The sequence below is a fragment of the Gorillibacterium terrae genome, assembly GCF_051594785.1.
Taxonomy (GTDB): Bacteria; Bacillota; Bacilli; order Paenibacillales; family NBRC-103111; genus Gorillibacterium.
Genome location: NZ_JBPPGI010000003.1, coordinates 457,393 through 477,684 on the forward strand (window position 1 = coordinate 457,393; position 20,292 = coordinate 477,684).

13 protein-coding genes are annotated in these 20,292 nt (G+C 57.2%); 3 read left to right on the forward strand and 10 right to left on the reverse strand.

Going from position 1 to position 20,292, the window contains the following annotated elements:
• Positions 1-1,143, forward strand: a complete 1,143-nt coding sequence (locus ACSEXS_RS14620; protein WP_438433973.1) for a GNAT family N-acetyltransferase — start codon at positions 1-3, stop codon at positions 1,141-1,143.
• A 451-nt stretch (positions 1,144-1,594) separates the two neighbouring features.
• Here the strand turns inward: ACSEXS_RS14620 and ACSEXS_RS14625 are convergent, their stop codons facing one another.
• The 5 genes from ACSEXS_RS14625 to ACSEXS_RS14645 form a co-directional block, all read right to left on the reverse strand.
• Entirely contained in the window at positions 1,595-1,993 is a 399-nt protein-coding gene (locus ACSEXS_RS14625; RefSeq protein WP_438433974.1) for a barstar family protein, read from the reverse strand.
• A 12-nt stretch (positions 1,994-2,005) separates the two neighbouring features.
• Entirely contained in the window at positions 2,006-7,972 is a 5,967-nt protein-coding gene (locus tag ACSEXS_RS14630) for a S8 family serine peptidase (protein ID WP_438433975.1), read from the reverse strand.
• 44 nt (positions 7,973-8,016) lie between these two features.
• Complete coding sequence (locus tag ACSEXS_RS14635; RefSeq protein WP_438433976.1) at positions 8,017-9,072, reverse strand: fibronectin type III domain-containing protein; 1,056 nt, start codon at positions 9,070-9,072, stop codon at positions 8,017-8,019.
• A gap of 273 nt (positions 9,073-9,345) precedes the next feature.
• On the reverse strand, positions 9,346-10,224 hold the full coding sequence (locus ACSEXS_RS14640; protein WP_438433977.1) for an SDR family oxidoreductase: 879 nt from the start codon (positions 10,222-10,224) through the stop codon (positions 9,346-9,348).
• Positions 10,225-10,409: 185 nt separating this feature from the next.
• Positions 10,410-10,580 (reverse strand): DUF1328 family protein, encoded by a 171-nt coding sequence (locus tag ACSEXS_RS14645; RefSeq protein WP_438433978.1) that lies wholly within the window; start codon positions 10,578-10,580, stop codon positions 10,410-10,412.
• A 191-nt stretch (positions 10,581-10,771) separates the two neighbouring features.
• Here ACSEXS_RS14645 and rluF point away from each other — a divergent pair, with 191 nt between their 5' ends.
• Entirely contained in the window at positions 10,772-11,485 is a 714-nt protein-coding gene (gene rluF, locus ACSEXS_RS14650; protein ID WP_438433979.1) for a 23S rRNA pseudouridine(2604) synthase RluF, read from the forward strand.
• On the opposite strand, the gene ACSEXS_RS14655 is transcribed toward rluF, so the two are convergent.
• The 5 genes from ACSEXS_RS14655 to ACSEXS_RS14675 form a co-directional block, all read right to left on the reverse strand.
• Positions 11,482-12,585 carry a GGDEF domain-containing protein gene (locus tag ACSEXS_RS14655; protein WP_438434048.1) on the reverse strand — a complete coding sequence of 368 codons (1,104 nt, stop codon included), beginning with the start codon at positions 12,583-12,585 and terminating at the stop codon, positions 11,482-11,484. The two genes, rluF and ACSEXS_RS14655, sit on opposite strands and share 4 nt — an antisense overlap.
• A gap of 256 nt (positions 12,586-12,841) precedes the next feature.
• Complete coding sequence (locus tag ACSEXS_RS14660) at positions 12,842-14,596, reverse strand: SulP family inorganic anion transporter (protein WP_438433980.1); 1,755 nt, start codon at positions 14,594-14,596, stop codon at positions 12,842-12,844.
• Between the two features lie 104 nt (positions 14,597-14,700).
• Positions 14,701-17,577: a DEAD/DEAH box helicase gene (locus ACSEXS_RS14665; RefSeq protein ID WP_438433981.1), complete on the reverse strand. Its 2,877-nt coding sequence runs from the start codon at positions 17,575-17,577 to the stop codon at positions 14,701-14,703.
• Positions 17,574-19,166: an SWIM zinc finger family protein gene (locus ACSEXS_RS14670; protein WP_438433982.1), complete on the reverse strand. Its 1,593-nt coding sequence runs from the start codon at positions 19,164-19,166 to the stop codon at positions 17,574-17,576. Before ACSEXS_RS14670 ends, ACSEXS_RS14665 begins: the two co-directional genes overlap by 4 nt.
• Before the next feature lie 62 nt (positions 19,167-19,228).
• Positions 19,229-19,720, reverse strand: coding sequence for a GNAT family N-acetyltransferase (locus tag ACSEXS_RS14675; RefSeq protein ID WP_438433983.1), 492 nt, complete (start codon positions 19,718-19,720; stop codon positions 19,229-19,231).
• Between the two features lie 171 nt (positions 19,721-19,891).
• Here ACSEXS_RS14675 and ACSEXS_RS14680 point away from each other — a divergent pair, with 171 nt between their 5' ends.
• Positions 19,892-20,167: a KGG domain-containing protein gene (locus ACSEXS_RS14680; RefSeq protein WP_438433984.1), complete on the forward strand. Its 276-nt coding sequence runs from the start codon at positions 19,892-19,894 to the stop codon at positions 20,165-20,167.
• Positions 20,168-20,292 lie beyond the last annotated feature (125 nt).

Sequence of the window (20,292 nt, forward strand, 5' to 3'; positions counted from 1 at the left end):
ATGGCAGAAATTCGCATCATCGGCCGGGAAGAGCGGGACGAGGCGGTTCGCCTGTCGAACCGAACCTTCCGGTCCCCGGAGCAAAGCTCGATGGGGACGGCCTTTCCGCAGGTCTTCTCGCCGGAGCTCGGCCAGTCCTACGGCGTATTCGAGGACGGCCGGCTGGCGGCGTTCATGGGCCTCGTGCCCACCGTGGTGAAGCTGGGCTCGGCGTCCGTCCACGCCATGCAGCTTGGGTCGGTCTGCACCGCCGAGGAATACCGGGGACGAAACTATGCGTCGTCCCTGCTGGAGAAGGTCATCGCCCACGCCGACCGGGCGGGCGCGGCGCTGCTGCTCGTCTCCGGCGGGCGCGGCCTGTACCGCCGGGCGGGGTGTCACCCTTACGGCCGCTCCGACCTGTTCGAGCTGACGCCCGCCTCCATCGGAGAAGGCGGCGTCTGCCCGGACGGCGCGGCCTGCCGGGAACTGGCGGCGGAGGATTGGTTTCACCTCCACCGGTTGGCCTCGGCCCGGCGGGTGCGGCACGATGCCTCGCTCGCCGAGCTGGCGGTGCTGCTTGAGGCGAAGGCCTGGGCGAGCATCCTCGGTTTGAGCCACCGGGTGGTGCTCGCCGAGCGCGGCGGGCTGCCGCTGGCCTTTGCCGTGATCGGCGTGCCGCATGACCCCGCCGACCGAGCTAAGCCGGCCCGCCTCATCGAATGGGGCGGCGATCCGGACGCGGCTAGCATGCTCATCGCCGAATCCGTGGGCCGCTTCGGCCTCGCCCGGCTGACGGTCCCGCTGCCGTGGCACGACCGGGAGCTGGCGGCGGCGCTGCGGCCGCTGTCGGAAGAGGTGAAGCCGGAGGCGGACCGTCACACGGTGAAGATCCTGAACCCCGAGCGGCTCGTCGGCCAGCTCATGCCGTACCTCATGGAGACGCAGGCGCACTATGCCATTGACTTTAGCCTGAGAGGGCTGCCCGAGGGCGGAGCTACCCTGTACCTGGGCGGCCGAACGGCCGAGATCAGCGGCGAAGAGCTGGTGTCGCTGTTCTTCGACCCGGACGGCATGTCCTCGCTCGACGCCGATTTCCGCCGCGAGCTGGCCGGACTGCTGCCCGTGCCGTTGCCTTATGAGAAAGGGTTGAACTATGTGTAAAGGATACCTTCCGAATGGTAGGATCGGATGAAGCAAGATGCCAAGAAAGTACAAGCCGCCGCTGAGGGAAAATTCCCCCACACCGGCGGCTTGTTGGCGCGGCAAAAGATTGACATCAGCCAATTGCATGTTTGTTGATATTTGAGGAATGTGCTGACCGTGATCAAATCCATAAGCGGTTTATATCTATTCCACTTGAATGTTTTTATCCGGAAAGATGATTTGGATCAAGGTGCCGATTTTCTAGGATAGGTATTTATTATTGAAGTCGGCAGTTCGTCATAGGCCGATTCATTAAAACCTTGACCAAAGAGAATCGATTTCGAGAAATCTTTATGCGGGTATTACATGGGTTAGATGCATTATTGGCGAATAGTTAGTTAATTTGTCATCCCCTCTAAAAAAGGAACCTTGAAAGGTTTTTAGCCAGTCAAGGTTACGAGCGTATGAATCAGTCCACCAAATAAACAATAAACAATTTGGCCTGTCCTTCCACAACTTCTTTCATCACGTTTTCCTGCCAAAATGGAAGAATAATTTTTTCAAAACCCTCAATAACCAATTCCCTTGTCGCTAAATCCTGACTTAAAAATGAATTAAAATTATTTACAATTAACACATAGCCATTCTTATCAAGCCAATCTAAATCCTTCATCCAATCATAGTAACTATCTAAGCTGCGCGAAGGAAATGGGAAATGAAACACTTCCGACATGGTTTTCAAATAGTCATGTAGCACTTGAACCTTTTTTCCGTCTATCTCGGCGACATACATTGAAGTATCATTACATAAATCTTTTTTTTTATTGACCATTTGAGTGCTTGAAATACAAATTAATTGGTTTCCCATGGATACGTACCCCTATTTTAGTTTAACGAAACTCGGCAAACCAGTTGGACTTGATATATCCCCGTAGTGACTATCAGTATAATAAACTGACCCATCTGAACCAACAACAAATCTCTCTGCATCGCGGGTTTGCCCCGTCACCTTGTTATTTACATCAAATTCCCTATAGGTTATAGGATTTCCTGCCGAGTCTGTTTTCGGAAGAGCACCGTTACTATTTTCATATGTTCCTCCTGCCTTTGTTCCTTTGGTTTGCCCTGCGATATTTCCTTTCCAGCCGGATTTATTGTATTGATTATAAGAGGCTTCTACATTATTCGGCAAGTCACCTAGATTTCTTGAAGCTATAGTATTACCTGCGCCCTCAGTAGCTCTACTTGCACCACGGAAAATGCGATTAAAAAAGCCCCTTATAGAGTTTGTGATTTTGGTAAACCTTGTAACGGGAGGTTCCGTTGTAGAAGGAGCTTTGTATCCTCCTCCACCGCCCCCTCCTTCTGGCATAAACACTTCGCTCTGGTGTCCCGACTGATCATCAACCATGAACAGATGCCCACTAGGATCAATCCGAGTCAACGGATTATTCTCCACATACGTATACAAATTCAAGCTCAGCGGATTATCAATTTGCCCTTCATACGTATCCTCAGAAAGAAACCTTCCCATGCTCGGATCGTACCAACGCGCCCGCAGATACTGCAGATTGGTACTCGCATCCCAATATTCTCCCGAATAACGGAACGGGTTCGCCACGGTCTCCTGCGTCGTCTGCGGGTTACCCCAGAGATCGTAAGCATACTTGTTGACCACTGTACCGCCACTATTCGTTAACGCCGTGACATCTCCATGGCCATTCTTCAGGTAGTAGTACGAAGCCCCGCCTGCTGTTTGCATCATAGATAACCCTTCAGCTCCATACAAATAACGGGCACCAAAGCTCACTGTACTTCCGCTTACGTTTCCTTCAGCTACGATCACGCTGCCATCGTAATAGTAACGCTTGGTTACTCCATTCTCCGTTCGGCTTACGAGTAGGCCGTCCCCGTTATAGGCGTACGTGACGGTTTTACCATCTTCGGTAACTGCCTTCTTAAGCCGATCCTGACTATCATATTCATAGTCGGCACCCTTAATGGCCGATGCCAGGCTGCTATCCAAAGAGGAGCGGTTGCCACGATTGTCATAAAAATACGTTTCGCCGTTCAGCGAGCTGCCTTTGATGCGATTTACCCCGTCATAGCTGTAGCTTGACGATGTTCCGTTTTCGCTGATTCCGGTGATATTGCTATTGCCGTCGTAATTATACGTATAGTTACCTACTGCACCATTAGTCAAGGCATTAAGTCTAGGTCCATCATAGGTTAAGAGGCTGTTCAGTCCGTTTCGGCGGCTTATCGTTCTTAATGTGTCGTTGTCATAATAGGAATAGGTGATATCTGGATTATTCAACGCAGGACCGATTCCACTTATCCGATTGCGGCTGTCATACCCAATATACTGAACATATCCGAACGGATCAGTTGTCTTTTCCCTCAGGCCCAGCTTGTTGTAGGAGTAGCTGAGCTTCTTCTGGTCAGGGAAGGTGACACTCATCAACTGCCCGGTAATGGGAACATAAGCATAGCCGGTGGTTCCGGTATTATCAGACATGGACGATCGACGCCCTGCCGGGTCATACAGATAAGTAACCGTTTCATCTGGACTGATTCGTTTCCATAGTCGATCACGGTTATCATAATTGTACGTGGTTTCCGTTCCATTTTTGTCAATAGCCATAATCAAGTTTCCGTTGCCGTCATAGAAGGATTTTTCCAGTGGAGAGCCGGGCTGCTGTCGGCTGATTTGCCTTCCGGCCTTATCATATGCATATTGAATGCTCTTCCCATCCGGATAAGAAACACTCTTCAAATTTCCTGCCAAAGTATATTGATAACTGGTCGTTTCTGTTGGGATAGCAGGCTGTGTAACGCTAATGAGCCGCCCCATCACATCGTAATCGTACAAGGTCTTGTTACTGGTTGCGGTGCTGGGGTAATCGATCTGTTGAATAACATTCCCCAGAGAATTATAGCTATAGGTATGCCGCTCATTCGTGCTGGTTCCCGACTCTCGGGTTTCAATGACCCGGCCCATCGGGTCCAGTTGTTGAATGAGGCTATACTTTTTCTCGGGATCCTGAGTTGTAACAGTGAGGGCCAAGTCATCATAGCTAATCTTGGTTTGTGCATTATTTACATTTGTGGTGGTTGTATTTATTCTTCCCCATGAGTCGTACAGATAGGACGTCCTTTGTTGCAAGGCATCCTGACTCCAACTCATTCTTCCCCAAGCGTCGTAGCCATATTGGTTCATCCAAGTGTAGTTCGTTCCATTGATGGATAGGATATTTCCGGATGGAACAATCCCCTTATATCCTTCCTCGATCTTCCAACCGAGCGGATTCCAGCGGGTATAAGTTTCGTAGCCGGCTTCGTCTTTAGACGAAATCAGGTTAGCTGAATCGAGATAGGTCCAAGTTCGACTATTATTATCTTGGAATTGTGCGGCGGTAATTCGGCCCAGTTTGTCATAGCTGTATGTCGTGGTCTGTCCCCGTGCATCCGTAATGCTGCGCAAGAGTCCTGAAGTCGCGTAATAACTCGCCGTTTGTCGGATCGTGCTAGTTGCTCCATTTACATCAGTGACCTGCATACTCTGGACCGTTGGAAAAGCTCCTAGGTACTCCGATCCGTATTCGACCGTAAGGATGTTATCTCGTCCGTCATCCTTTTGAGTGATAATTCTATAGTTGCCATAGTCGTCCGGGTTCGAGTATTCAACCTGTGCCATGATTGCGCCGGTTGCATTAAATTTTCGAGTCGTTTGTTTGATAACTCGACCGCTCTTATCTCTGGTAATATCCATGTAGCGAGTAGTTAATCCTTTTACTGGTGTTGTAGCAGAGTTAATGAAATGATTCGCGTCCGTCGTATAAGTGGACGTCCCAAGCGGGTCAGTATAGCTAATCACATTGCCGTAATCATCGTATCGCGTAGATGTACTTACTGTGGAGGCTGTTGTGTCCCCGACAAAGGTGGTGGTTGTTACATCGTTGGGAATCGGCAAACGCCTGGCCATGTCGTAGACATAGACAGTCTGTTTTCGGATATTGTCTGCCTTTTCTGTGACTTGATTCGTGTAATAGGTTGCAGGAGTATCCTCGTCGATGAACGTTTTCTTATTATCGTAGACGGTGGTCTTTAAATTATCGTTGACGTTCACATAGAAGTGATCGATGCTCTCATAGACCTTTCCCATATCCGTATCATTGCCATTGGGGTCTTTATAGGTGTACTGCTTTAGGTTATATTGCCCGCTGGCATAGTCGTATCGAGTGCTCAGCCGATAGAATTGGTTGGTGGCTCCGTTACCGAGAGCGCGGGTTACCGGTTGGGGCTCGTAAGCATAGCTGGTGCTTGCCTGCGTAGGATAAGACACATTATACAGCAATAAATAAGGGTTCTTTCCTTTAACAAAAAAACCGGAATCCTTAATATTGGCCTCGGCATCTTTGGCAGAATAGGAGTAGCGGGTCGTCCGCCCTTGGGCATCCGTTACAGCGTCCAGAACGTCCGTATCAAGCTGTTGGTAGGGCGGAACTCCGTTGGTTCTCGAATATTTCGACTTGGAATAGGTCACCGTGCGGTCTCCGCTTACCAAGGAAACCTTATCTGTCGAATACGTAATGGTTATCGAATTTTTGATGGCATCGGTGATGGAGGAAAGGACCGTTCCATACGGCTCCACATTGCTATATCGGAAGGTGATTGCATTCTGATAGGCGTCTGATATTTGGATCAGATTACCAGATGAAAAGTAGTAGGTCGTCCCTGTTAAGGTGTTGACCGCGATATTGGATTGACGCCCGTCAACTGTTACTGAACTGTCGTAACGTAGAGCCAGGTCCTTCCACGGATACCCGACTAGGCTGTTACCGCGAATTTCATAGGTTCCCTTGCCAGGAAGGCTTAAATAGGACTTGTCCCGTTGGGTTTTAATATAGGGAATATCCCACGACCAGCCTTTGCCGATGGGGAAACGTTTTTCCTCGTCGGTTTTATCCATGGCCCGAGTTCTCCACATGTACAAATCCGAGATATTTACGGGTACGGGCTGAGCGTTCATGCTTTGCGGAAATTCAATTACCTTGCGCGTGTAGAATCCATATTCATCTGGACCTGACCACCCCAGCCTCCAGGTCTTTCCGGCCTGTCCATTAAGATAATTTGCGTAGTTTGTAGCATCCATCATGTTGTTCAATTCACCATTAGGCAGGTTCTGAACGTTATACTGAAGGTTTCCAGTGATAATTGAGTTAGGATTTACGTAAACCTCCTGTTTGTCCAAGGATCGTTCATCGTACATGGTTGCAGTGAAGTTAACCACCCATGCTCCGAAGAGAAGCGGCTCCACATCCGAATCGTATAGTTGAGAGCTGTCACTGCAATAGGTACGGCTCAAGGTAAAGGACAACCCATTTCGTCCCGGCAAGGTAAGATCGTTGTCATGCAAGGTGATGCCGCCGGATAAAGTGGACACCGATTCCTGATTTTCCGCTATGGAAAAGGGGGCGGAATCCACCTTTAAGTTATTGTTCTTGATTGCATTCAGTTGCTGAGCGTCCGGTGTCTGACCGGCAATCTTGAAAAGGAGGGTGTCGGGAGAATCATATACAGCCCCATATACTGAGTCGTAAACCGTATTGTACACTGCATCGGGAACGGTAAGGAACGCTGCAGCTGTAGACCATTGCTCCGCGGAAGCTTGAGCTGGCGGCGTAGGGTCTACTTCATGAGCAAGAACACGTTGCGCGTCAACTAGCCCATAACCGTATTGGTCCACTCTCCCAAGACGAATGGCGGTGTCCTTCAGCCAAGCCTTCATATCCTGGCCCGATAGACCGGGATTGCGCTCTTTTAGCAAGGCGGCAATTCCAACTGCATGAGGGGCCGCCATAGACGTTCCGCTCATCGAGATAAGAGAACCGTCCAAGGCGAGAACCGGGATATTGTTTCCTGGTGCGGCCACGTCAATTTTGCCTCGATTGGAAAAAGCAGCGATTCGGTTTTGTTCATCGGTAGCGCTGACGGACAGAACGGAATCGTATTTGGCTGGGTACCCAGTTTCTCCACCGCCGTTGCCGCTAGCTGCAACGAGCAGGATCCCCGCTTGAGCAGCGGTATCAACGGCCTCGCGCAGCAGCTGAGAATCAGCCGACCCGCTAAAGCTCATGGAGATGATGTCCATCTTATTGTCGATGGCCCAGTCAAGAGCGGAGATAACTTGGCTGTAACTGCCTTGTCCTTCCTTATTCAGCACCTTTACGGCGTACAATTCGACTCCCGGTGCAACTCCAGTCATATCAACCGGATTCTGAGCGCCTATAATGCTGGCAACAGCCGTTCCATGTCCGTTTTGGTCGCTAAGTTCCGATTCGTCGGCTACAAAAGAAATTCCGCCAACGATAGAAAGGCCGGATATGGTGGTCACGCCGGTATCAAAAACAGCAACTTTAACGCCGGTTCCTCGGGCTCCACTTTGTTGAGCCTCCGGTACATGGAGTTGAGATAAGTTATAGCTTATGCCATCCGAGGACATGAAGATGGGATGGTTTTCCTCGATATACGCTACATTACTATCTTTGGCCAGGGCCGCCGCTTCATCAGAGGTCGCTTGAACCGTAACGAACGGAAGATGCCGTGGTTCAGCTTTGGCCTGAATGGTCATGTGCTGCTGTCGAAGCCTGCTTTTTCCCTTGGTGATATCTTTGTATTTGATGATGTACTCGCGCTTCGCAGAGGTTGAAGAAGAATCACCAGATCCGGTTATGTTTATGGCTGAAGGGCCATTTGTGGTTGAAGAGTTTGACTCGGCAAGTCCGGATATGGATCCTGTAGTCAGCAGAACCAGGATCATGATTAGGCTTATGATCTTTTTCATAGGATCACCCTTTGTTATAAATTTAAAAAATGAGAAGTACAACTTTAGGACACGCCTCCTGGACTTCCTGCACTGTATATCTTGAAGGAAAAGCTGCCTGTTGTTGCAATGACGTTGCCAGAGCTGTCAAGACCTTCAATTAATCCGTTAACAGTCGTGTATCCACGCTCGTTGTATGGAAGAGTGGGGGCTTCTATAGACTTATCTGTAATCATGGTATCTATGGATGTTGAGGGTTGATAGCCTCCAATATGGTTCTCAGGAGCACTCCAACTCAGTTTGACGTGATACTTTACAATACGGGCATTGGTCGAGTTCCATGTAACAAGCGTCTGGCTAGTGGAATAGAGAATCTTGCCGGGTTCAATTGCATAGATTTGTCCAACCGCAGGGTCCGAACCTGCTCCCCGGATATTGATCGCAAGGACTTTGACGGAATAGGTTCTCTCCCATATAAGGTTAGGGATCGAATAAGTCCGATTCGCTGTGCGAGCAATTTCAACTCCGTCAAGGAGGATGCTGTATTCTTTAATTCCATAGGTATCGGTAGAGGCGGTCCAAGACAGATTGGCAGTTGATCCGTCAATTCCGACCGTCAAAGAGGGGGTGGAGGGCTTTCCAGGGTCTGCGGGCCAGGTTTTAATCGATAGGGTGCTATAGGGGGAGTAGCGTCCTGCAATATCCTTGGACCTCACCTGAAACGTGTAGGTCGTATCGGCATTAAGGCCGTCAATTTTGAGAGAGGTTTGATTGGGGGATGTCAGACCGGTTCTACCGCTTGGGTTTATGATATATTCGTACCCTTCTATGCCGCGATCATCGGATGAAGAGGTCCAAGATACGCTAAAGGTGTAGGCATCAAAACTGGTTAAGGAAGCGGTAGGGGTTGAGGGGTATGCTCTGTCTATCTTCTTCGATAACAAGCGACCTTTATTGTCATAACGATAGAGTACAATCTGATCTGGGTTGGTAATAACCTGGCGAATTAATCTTCCCGAAGAATCGTATGTATAAGTTGTCTTTGAGTTTGTTGCAGCAGATACCGTGAATGGGGCAATCATCATGATGCATAGCAGGAATAAAAGGACTCTCTTTTTCATCTTTCTCCTCCTCTATGAAACATAAAATAACATGAAAATGTTTATCTTGAATCATATACCAAAAATGAATGGATAGTCCATAAGAGTTAATGTCGAACATTGGCGTTTGATGTTTAAAAAGCGTGAAAGTTTTACAGACCAAAGAACAACCTCCGATAAAATAAAGAACCCCCCAGCCCAAACGATCGCTTCGCTCCTAAGGGAGTTAGACGGCCGTTTGGCTGCGGGGGTTCTTGTCATCTCAAAATTCAAAGCGGCTGCGGTTTGCGGGGCTTACCCGTGTACCACGGTGCCGCCGTTGATGTGGATCACCTGGCCGGTGATGTAGGAGGAGTCCTCCGAGGCCAGGAACACATAGGCGGGAGCCAGCTCTTCCGGCTGGCCGGGGCGCTTCATCGGCACGCTTGCGCCGTGTTCCGAGGTGCGCTTCTCGTCGAAGGTCGACGGGATCAGCGGCGTCCAGATCGGGCCCGGGGCAACGGCGTTCACGCGGATGCCCTGCTCGACCAGATTGCCGGAGAGGGAGTAGGTGAAGGCCGAAATGGCTCCCTTGGTCGACGAATAGTCGAGCAACTGTGGGCTGCCCTGGTAAGCGGTGACCGAGGTGGTATTGATAATCGACGCCCCCTTGTTCAGATGGGGCAAGGCGGCTTTGACGAGATAGAACATGGCGAAGATGTTGGTGCGGAAGGTCCGCTCGAGCTGCTCGGCGGTAATGTCCGCGATGCTCTTCTGCGGATGCTGCTCCGCCGCGTTGTTGACGAGTACATGCAGGCTGCCGAACTGCTTCACGACGTCGTCCACGAGCTTCTTGCAGAAGGCCTCGTCGCCGATATCGCCGGGGTAGAGAAAGCATTCGCCGCCTTGTTCCTTCACGAGCCGCTGCGTTTCCTCGGCATCACCGTGCTCGTTGAGGTAGGAGATGGCGACCTTGGCGCCTTCCGCGGCGAAGGCGACGGCGGCGGCGCGGCCGATGCCGCTGTCTCCGCCGGTGATGAGCGCGACCTTGCCTTTCAGCTTGCCGCTGCCTTTATAGCCTTGGTCAACCGCGACCGGTTCGGGATGCATTTCGCTTTCGATGCCGGGCTGCCGATCCTGATGTTGGGGCGGCATGGTCGGCTTTTGTCCTTGAGAGCTGGAAGAGGATGTCATGGTGTGATTGGCTCCTTTCGGAAATGGGATGTCCACCCTTTACTTTGCCCATAGGGGCGGAACTGAAACAATCTTTCCTGCCAGAGGGCAGAGGGCAGAGGGGCGAACGTCGAATAAGAAAAAGCGAGCCTGGGCCATTAGCCCGGCTCGCCGTTCATTCTGCTTGCGGTTTTTCAGCAAGCGGGTTAGACGTTCGATTTGCTCCGTCGTCCCATGAAGAAGGAAGCGACGAACAGGATCAGGAACAGCACGAACAGCACTTTGGCGATTCCGGCGGCGGCATGCACGATGCCAGCGAATCCGAAAATCCCCGCGATGATCGCGATAATCAGGAACAACAGCGGATATTTCAACATGGTAGACCGCCTTTCTGCGCGCTTGGCGCTTGGGGTGCGGGCTCTCGGCCCGGTCGGTGATGGTTCCTTTTTACCCGGGCGGGATCGGCCTGAATCAGGAGGCCCCGCGGGCGACCCGCTTTTCCTCGGCCAGACAATCTGCTATCGTAGGAGGACAGAAGGATGCGAACAGAAAGGCGTGGAGAAACCGCATGCGGATCAACAAGTTCATCAGCGAGACGGGCATCTGCTCCCGGCGCGAGGCGGACAAATGGGTGGAGGAAGGCCGGATCACGATCAACGGCCAGCGGGCGGAGCTCGGCAGCCAGGCGGAGGCAGGAGACGACGTTCGGGTGGACGGGCGTCCGATCGGCGAGAAGAAGCATACCGTGTATCTGGCACTCAACAAGCCGGTTGGCATCACCTGCACAACGGAGCGACACATCAAGGGGAACATCGTCGACTTCGTGGGCTACCCGGAGCGGATCTTTCCGATCGGCCGGCTGGACAAGGACTCGGAGGGCCTCATCCTGCTCACCAACGACGGGGACATCGTGAACAAGATCCTGCGCGTCGAGCACGGGCATGAAAAGGAGTATATCGTTACGGTGGACAAGCCGGTCACCGACGAATTTCTGCGGGGCATGTCCCGGGGTGTGCCGATCCTCGGAACCGTAACCCTGCCTTGCCGGGTAACCCAAGCGGGAGAGCGGACGTTCCGGATCATCCTGACGCAAGGGCTGAATCGGCAAATCCGACGGATGTGCGCTCATTTTGGCTTCCAGGTGAGGCGGCTGAAGCGGGTGCGGATCATCAACATCCCGCTCGGCGACCTCAAGACGGGGCAGTGGCGGCAGCTTACCCCGGGCGAAGTGGAGGGGCTTGTGCCGGGATACCGGGCGGAGCGCCGCGGCCCGGCCCGTTAAGGCGCAGGAGGGGACGAGGGGGCCGGCCTTCGCGGGCAGCGCCAGACGATCCGGTTCTTGCCCGCTTCCTTGGCCAAATACATGGAATCGTCCGCTTCCTTGAAGAATTGGTCCTTGGTCATCGAAGACTCGTATTCCTGCAGGCCGATGCTGACCGAGACTTTGAGCTCGGGATGGCCGGCGATGGAGATTTCCGAGATGCGCTTGCGGATCTTCTCGATGGTGGCGTGCACCTGCTCCGGTTTTTTCTCCAGGAACAGGATGGCAAACTCCTCGCCGCCGCAGCGGGCGGCGAAATCGTCGGGGCCGATCCGCTTCAAGATGAGCCGAGAGACCTCGGTCAGCACGATATCGCCGAGCCGGTGGCCGTACGTATCGTTGAATTTCTTGAAATCGTCCACGTCCAGCACGGCGAGATGGATGGAGAAGGGAATGCGCTTGTTCTGGCCGATCAGCTCTTCCAGGTAGTTGTGAAACGAGGTGTGGGTGTAGAGCCCGGTGAGCGGGTCCGTCTTGACCAGCTTGTCCATCAGGATGCTGCGCACCATCAGCTCCCGCTTGGCTTCCTGCGCGCCCGCCAGATCCTCCAGCAGCTGCTTGACCCGGTCGATCAGGAGCAGCAGGATCGTCAGACCGACGAAGAAGGCGATCAGGTTGCCGATCAGGTTCTGGATATGGTACTGTCCGCGCAGGGCGGGATGGAAGGTATAGAGCAGGGAGAAGGCGACCGACGAGCCGCCCGCGGCCAGTAGAGTATAGGTTTTGCGGAAATAGAACACCGAGAGCAGAACGGGAAGGTACGCGTAGTAGATCGGATTGCCGGGGGTGGCATCGAACGGGATAATGAGCAGGCTAACGGCGATGCCGACGGCGAGGATGAGGACGGGATGCAGATGCCTCCCGCGGTGATAGGCCCATTCCGTGCCTGCGAGCAGGAGAGCGCAGAGGAAGAACGGCAGCAGCTTGGCCAAAGGGAAGCTATTGTCGGCGTGCGGAAAGACGAAGGCCCGCAGCAAGGCGGACAGCATCGACAGCAGCACGACAGCCCCGTATACGCTCAGAATTTTGCGGTTCCACTTGCGCATCGTCGCTCGATCCATGGCGCTCACCCCAAGCACCCCTCTCGGTCGAAAGGATAGGCATTTATGCCTATTATAGCAAGAAAATGCTGAGATTTAAAAATAATATTCTTGCGAAAATAAAAAGATCCTTGACTATTTCGACAAGATTCTGGATTCGAGCATGCGTCTGCAGACGGGGATGAAACCGCTTCACGTAAAAAACGTTGGCCAGCGTAAAACAAGCCGGCGGCAAACGGGAACTCCCGCCTGCCGCCGGCCTGTTTGCGCTTGTCCGTTATAGAGCCGCCTCTCCGCCTACGCGCAGGGAATCGCCGAGGGGAGTCTCCTGCCGGCGGCAGGGGCATTCCTCGAACAGAGCGAGCGTGCAGCCCCGGCAGAGGCTTCCGTCCGGTTGGTTGAAGATATAGCGCAGCGCCTGTCCGGTCTGGGAGAAGCGGTGCTCCTCGGGCAGCAGCGAGCCCAGGTCCGTCTTGCCCAGCGCCTCTTCCGGCTGGCTGCGCAGGCCGGCCACGACCACCCGGCGTCCGGCTTCCCGCGTCCGGCGGATCAGCGCGGCAAGCTTGGCCGCGCCGGTGGCGTCGAGCACGGTCATCCGGTTCAGACGCAGCAGCAGGTAATCGGCGGCTTCCCGTTCGGCTTGGCGGAACGGGTCCTCCAGCGCCTCGGCAGTGCCGAAGAAGAGCGGCCCGTCGACGCTCAGGATATGCACGCGCGGGCAACGGCGGTCGTCGTCCGTCAGGTTGCGCATCTTGCGGGGACCGCTCTGCTCCGGAAGGGAGGGCCGGACGGACAGCGAGTCGCGCATCTGCTTGAGGAAGAGCAGGACGGCGACGCCGAGTCCGATCTCCACCGCCGTGGTCAGGTCGGTGAACACGGTAAGGAGGAATGTCGCGCCGAGCACCAGGGAGTCGCCGGTCCGCGCTTTCAGTCCCCGGACCACTTCCTTGCGCTCGCTCATGTTCCAGGCGACGACCATCAGGATCGGCGCCATGGCGGAGAGCGGGATGCGCGAGGCGAAGGGAGCCAGGACCAGCAGTACGGCGAGCACGACCAGGCCGTGAATCACGCCGGATAGGCGGGTGGCCGCTCCGCTCCTGATGTTGGTGGCGGTCCGGGCGATGGCGCCGGTGGCCGGAATGCCGCCGAACAGCGGAACGACGAGGTTGGCGAGGCCTTGGCCGATCAGCTCGCGGTTGCTGTCGTGGCGGGTTCCGGCCATTCCGTCGGCCACCACGGCGGACAAGAGCGATTCGATCGCACCGAGCAGGGCGATGACGACCGCCGGACCGATCATCTGGCGGATCGCCGATAAGCTCAGGTCCGGGAGCTGCAGGGAAGGCAGCCGCGCCGGGATGCTGCCGTAGGCGGAGCCGATGGTGGCGACCTGGCCGGGATAGAGGAAGGTCGCGGCGAGCGTCGCCAGGAGAAGCCCGACGATCGACGGCGGGATTTTCGCCGTTCGCTTCCCTTTTGGCAGCAGGATGAGGCAGGCGAGGCAGATGGATGCGGTCAGGACGCAATAGCCGTTCACCGTACCGAGATGACGGCCCAGGTCGGCCAGGGTCGGCAGGAAATGCTCGTGCCGGGAGACGCCGGCGAGGCCGAGAAAGTTCCCGATTTGGCCGCTGAAGATCGTCACCGCAATGCCTGCGGTAAAGCCGATCGTTACGGGCCGGGGGATGTAGCGGATCAACGAGCCCAGCTTGAGGAAGCCCATGGCGAGCAGGATCAGGCCGGCGAGCAGCCCTGCCGTGAGCAGGTTGCGGTAGCCGTAGACGGTGACGATGCCGAGCAGGATCGGCACGAAGGCGCCGGTCGGTCCGCCGATCTGGAAGCGCGAGCCGCCGAAAAGCGAGATGAGAATGCCGGCGATGATCGTGGTGATGATGCCGTATTCCGGCTTGACGCCGGACGCAATGGCAAAAGCCATTCCCAGGGGAATGGCTACAATTCCGACGATCAGGCCGGAAATCAAATCCTTGCGAAGCTCATGATGCAGGTAATGCGACAAATCCGGTCGTGTAAACATTTGGTTCAGGACCCCGTTCTTTGTGTGGTGAGCCATGCATTCTCTTTATCGTAAAGGGGGGGCCTGACCGTTACTGTGACGGTTGTCATACAAAATGAAAATGGTTAAGCGTCGATCCATTCCCGCCGCAGCCGGAACAGGTCGCGCAGGTCGTCGGTGGACAGCTCGGTGATCCAGTTCTCGCTCGCTCCGACGATGCGGCTGCTCAGGTCGAGCTTGCGGCCGATCATCTCGTCGATTCGCTCCTCCAGCGTGCCCAAGGTGACGAACTTGTGCACCTGCACGAGCCGGGTCTGACCGATCCGGTAGGCCCGGTCCGTCGCCTGGTTCTCAACGGCCGGGTTCCACCAGCGGTCGAAGTGGAACACATGGTTGGCGGCGGTCAGGTTGAGGCCGATGCCTCCCGCCCGCAGCGACAGGATGAACACGCCCGGCCGTTCCGCTTCCGGCAGGCCGTCATCCTGGAAGCGGGCGATCATCGCGTCGCGCTGTGCCCGCGGCGTTCCGCCGTGCAGGAACAGCGCGGTCTCGCCGAGCCCTTCGCGGACGGCGCGCTCGAGCAGATGCCCGGCTTCGACGAACTGGGTGAAAATGAGGCAGCGGTCGCCCTCGGAGCGAAGCTCGCGGACCATCTCCAGGAGCCGGTCCAGCTTGTTGGAGCGATTCCGCCAGCTACTGTGGCTCTCGCCGGGTAGCAGCATCGGGTGATCGCAAATCTGTTTAAGCCGGGTGAGCGAGGACAGAATGAGCCCCCTCCGCTCCATGGAGGAGAGCTTCTCGATCCGCTCGAACATGGATTGAATATGATTCTCGTACAGGGTGGCCTGCTCGGCGCTGAGCGGCACATAGACCTTCGCTTCGTTCTTGTCCGGCAGATCGAGCCGGATGGCGGGGTCGCGCTTCTCCCGGCGCAGCAGGAAGGGACGAACCAATCGCTGCACGCGGTCGAGCGGCTCGTCGTTGTCGGTCCTCTCGATGGCGTTCACGTAGCGGTGGGTGAATTCCCGCAACGGGCCGAGATAGCCGGGATTGAGAAAATCGAAAATCGACCACAGCTCCGTCAGGCGGTTCTCGATCGGCGTCCCCGTCATGGCGATCCGGTGCATGCCGCTCAGGCGGCGGATGGAGGACGCCTGCTTGGTGTAGGCGTTCTTGATGTTTTGCGCCTCGTCGAGGCAGATGGACCCCCAATGCAGCCGGCGCAGGTCCTCCTCGTCCAGATGCGACAGGGTGTACGAGGTGAGCACGAGATCCGCATCCCGCGCCGCCTCCGCAAAGGCTTCGCCCTTCAGGCGCGCCGGGCCGTAATGCAGATGCACCTTGAGCGACGGCGAGAAGCGCTCCAGCTCCTTCTGCCAATTGCCGAGCACGGAGGTGGGGCAGATGAGCAGGGAGGGCGCCGCTTCCGGCGCTTCGCCTTCTGCGGTCAAGGCCAGCTGCTCCTCCTGGACCCGGAGCAGATAACAGATCCACTGGATCGTCTTGCCGAGCCCCATGTCGTCGGCGAGGCAGCCGCCCAGACCGATCCGCCGCAGGAACATCAGCCAGGAGACTCCCTCCTTCTGGTAGCGGCGCAGCGTACCGTGAAAGCCGGCGGGCTCTTCCAGAAGGGGGATGCTCTCGTGCTGCTCCAACTGCCCGAAGAGCCGGGAGAGCGTATCGTCCAGCTCCAGCTCCATCATGATCCGCTCTTCGTCATCCAGCTCCAGCGCCCGGTCGGAGGCGGGAACCTCCCCGAGCAGGTGCATCTCCATCACCTCGCGGAAGCTGAGGCCGCCGCGGCGCTTGGCCCGTTTCATCGCCTCGCGGATCTGCGCGAGCTGGGTCGGGTCGAGCTGAATCCACTGGCCGCGGAACCGGATCAGCCGCCGCTTCTCCTCGAGCAGGCCGCGGAATTCCTCCTCGGTCAGCTCCTCGCCGCCGATGGCGAGCCGCCAGTCGAAGCTCAGGATGCGGTCGAGCCCGAACATCGCTTGGCCCGGAGCGGCTCCGACCGAGGATTTCACCTTCGCCTTCAGGCGCGGGCGGTTGCGCCGCACCCGCTCCCACCAGGAGGGCAGCAGCACGGCGGCTCCGGCCTCCGCCAGTTGGAGCGCGCCGCGGCTCAGCAGCTCCCACGCCTGGTCTTCGTCGAGGTCGCGGGCAAGCTGCCCCGGTTCGCCTTCCCGGCGAAGGAGCGGCAGTACCCGCAGCCAGCGCTCCACCTCGCGGGAGACGCGCTCCGGCGCCTCCGCCCACGCTTCGGGCAGCGGGCCGCCGTCCGCCGGCTCGCCGGAAGCCTTCACCGGGACGAGCCGGTCCGGCCGTTCCCGGTCCTGAAGGGCCACGGCGAGGTGCCAGCCGCGGCCTTCGTCCGGCTCGACGAGCTGCAGGCAGACGCGGAAGGGGCTGGGGTCGTGGACCCAGCCGATCGCAGTCAGCCAGTCCTCCTCGTCGAGCCACAGCGCCGCCGCATCCTGGGCGAGCGCCGGTTCCTTGGCGAGCCGCAGCAACGCGGCGCGGAGCTCCGGCTCGCGCTCGGCCCGCTCCTCGGCCAGCGCCTCCAGGAAGGCGCGCACGGCGGGGCCGGCGGCGAGCGGCCTCAGCTCGGCGGGCAGCTCCAGCTTCCAGCCGAGCCGCCCGTGCTTCCATTGCTCGAAGTCCGGCATGAACGCGCCGGACGCCAGCGCCTGCTCCGCATGCGGAGCGAGCCGCCTCAAGTCGGCCGCTTCGCCGCCGTAGACGATACCGGCGTGGACGAGCTCCGGCGTCCGGCAGAAGAAATCGAGCGCGTCGGGAGCGGACAGCTTGACGCCTTCGCGGTGCCCCGCTTCCGCCGTCTCGATGAAGGTTCCATAGAAGGAGGGCTCATGCCAGGCGAAGAGATGATCCTTCAGCTCGAGCGGATCGACGGACCGCGGCCCGTTGGCCCCGTACAGGAACATGGCTCCCTCCTCCAGCCATTCGGCGTAAACCGTATAGGTGCTTCCCGTGATGCTCATGGCAGCAGGCTTCCTTTCGCTAGCTCCTCCTGGAAAGCGCGCAGGCGGGTGTGCTTGTCGGCCAGCCGCGCAATGTACGCGGTCCAGCGGTGAAGCTGACCGGCTTCCTTGTAGCAGCCCCGCAGCCGCTTCAGCAGCCGGACCGCTTCCTTGTAAGCGTTCCGGTTCTTCTCGGCGATCGCCCGCTCCACCGCTTGGGTATACAGCGGCAGCAAAAGCTCGGGAGCCGACTCCTGAACGAGCCGGAAATCGGCCGCATAGAGGCTTTCGGCGGAAACGCGCACGGTCAATTGCAGATCGACCCATTCGCGGTAACGGCGGTGGCGGAGCAAATAGTCGGTGTAATAGGGATAGCTGCGCGGCAAGAGCGAGCGCATCGCCGCGACCCATTCGTCGTGGGCGTTCAGCTCCTTGGCCGCTTCCGTCCAAAAGGTGCAGATGCGATGGAATTCGTCCTGGCGCGCCCGGGCGAGGGCGGGCAACAGCCAGCGCAGCCAGCCGAGCAGTCGGCTCCAGTCGCGGCGTCCGGAAAGGGCGGCGAGCAGCGCTTCGAAATCGCCCGGCCTGCGTTCCTCCAGCCCGTCCAGCCGATTCATCGCTTCGGTATCTTGCCCCCGCAGGATGAGGAATTGGCATTCCGCCAAGAGCAGCAGGTCCCGCACTCGCCGGGAAAGGCCGCGGCCGGACCGCAGGGCGGCGAGCTTGCGCTCTTCCTCCGCGGTGTCCTCGGCCCGGCTGAAGAGCTCCCACCAGAGAATGCGGTAGGTGTCGAGCGGATCGGAAACGCCGGTTTCTCCGTCTGCGAGCGCGTCCCTCGCCATCTCCATGGTCTCGTTCCAGTGTCGGAGGCATCGCTTCTTGGCCTCGGCGGCCTCCATTCGGGCCGCCGCTTCAGCCAAGGCAGACCGGCAGCGAGCGGCGGTGGTGCGGGCGGCGGTCTCGTGATAATACGTCATGAAGGACGAACCGTTCTCCTGATGAAACCGGTCCAGCCGGCGCAGCACGAACAGAAGCACATGCAGCCGGAAGAAGGCGGCGGGAACCGGCTCCCAGCCCTCTGCGAGCGGCAGCAGGGTTTTCTTCGCCTGCTCGTAGAAGCCTTCGACCGATTGCTGGTAGCTGAGCGTGTACCCGCTGAACCGGCGCTCAAACTGGTCCTGCCAGTCCGAGGGAAGGCCTCCCGGTACCGGAGCCGCAAGCGGCGGCCGTTTGGCGGGGCGATCCGACGCCTGACGGGTCTTCAGCTTGGAGCCGGCCGCTTTTTGCAGGCTGACGAAGAGCAGCTCCGGACGGCCGTGCGGCGTGTATGCCTTGAAGATAGCGGCGGCCATATGCTTGCACCATCCCTTGTACGGGCAGGTGCAGGAGCTGTTCTCGGGTTTTTCCAGGTCGAAGGTGACCGTATAGGGCTCGGATTCGGCTCCGTGGACGTCTGCGGTTAGTTGGGTGCCGAGGCGCAGAGTCAGGTCGCCGACCCGGCCCCGGTGGTAGTAGTTCCATCCCCTGGCCAGAATGACCGGCTCCAGCCGGGCCTCCATGGCTTTGATCAAGGCTTCGATCCGGTTTATGGGGATTTTCACGGGTGTCATGAACGTTCCTCCGTCATGCGAAAGACATTCCTTTTATTGTATCAGATTCGGAAGGGTTTTGCTCACGCATCGCCTGCGCCGGCGAACACCATACAAAAAAATTCAGCCGCTCCGGCGGGAGTCGGCCGCTCGTACCGGTCGGTTACGCGAAAGCCCGCCCGTTCATAGGCTATGCGCGCCCGGGGATTGTCGACGCGCACTTCCAGGTCGACCTCGTTCCCCGGAATCTGTGCGCGGGCTTCCCGGGCGGCCAGCCGGGCGAGGTTGGCCCCGTAACCTTGGCCGCACAAGTCGGGGCGAAGTCCCAGGCCGAGCCGGGTCACGCCTGCGAGCGGGAAGAACTGAACGAACCCGGAGAGCTCCCCGGCTTCATTCAAGACAGCCCGATACTGGGACGTACGAATCTCGGGATCGGCGAATTCTTCTTCGCGGGCCAGCATATCCGTCCAAGCGGGCCAATTATAGAGCTCATAAGGCGGCTCATAGCGCCAGCGGCACAGCTCTTCGGCCTGCCGCTCGCCAAGAGGCGCGAGGTGAAAAACAGAGTTATTCATGCCAGCACTTCCTTCATCGCAGGAATAGGGCGAGCGATCTTATCCCATCCTACTAAGAGAGGCTTCGCCGGTCAAACGCGAGAAGGGGAACCGCCGGTCCGTTTCAACGGGGTGCGAAAGGGGTATGAAGTGGTGTGAACTCTACCCTGCTCGTCCAAGGAGGGACCGGAAATGGCGCAAACACCCGGAAGACGCATGACCCGCGAGGAAGCGGGACGGCTGGGCGGCGAAGCGACCGCCCGACTGCACGGCAAAGGCTATTACCGAAAAATCGGACGCAAAGGCGGAGAAGCCACGGCGGAAACGCACAACACGGACTTTTACCAGGAAATCGGCCGCAAGGGCGGGGAGGCCACGGCCGACTCCCGGGACCGCAGCTATTATCAGGAGATCGGACGCAAAGGCGGCAAGGCGAGGGCGGATTCCCGCTCGGCGGACAAGAATTAGACAGGCAAGGCTTAGGCGAATAAGATAGGGCTGCCCGATCGGGGTGGATTCGGACGTGGCGACAAGAGCGGACCTGCGCCATCACGCCAAAAAAGAGGCTTTCCGGGACGCCGGGCGGCGCGGGG